Here is a 229-nt window from a genome sequence, read left to right on the forward strand (position 1 = left end):
AGGCAGCAGTGGGGAATATTGGACAATGGGCGAAAGCCTGATCCAGCCATGCCGCGTGTGTGAAGAAGGTCTTCGGATTGTAAAGCACTTTAAGTTGGGAGGAAGGGCAGTAAGTTAATACCTTGCTGTTTTGACGTTACCGACAGAATAAGCACCGGCTAACTCTGTGCCAGCAGCCGCGGTAATACAGAGGGTGCAAGCGTTAATCGGAATTACTGGGCGTAAAGCG

1 rRNA gene is annotated in these 229 nt (G+C 50.7%); it reads left to right on the forward strand.

The annotated features are described in order from the left end of the window. Nucleotides 1-229 (forward strand): 16S ribosomal RNA (locus QSV36_RS12235); the annotation flags it as partial.

Source organism: Pseudomonas sp. BCRC 81390 (genome assembly GCF_030341915.1).
GTDB lineage: Bacteria > Pseudomonadota > Gammaproteobacteria > Pseudomonadales > Pseudomonadaceae > Aquipseudomonas.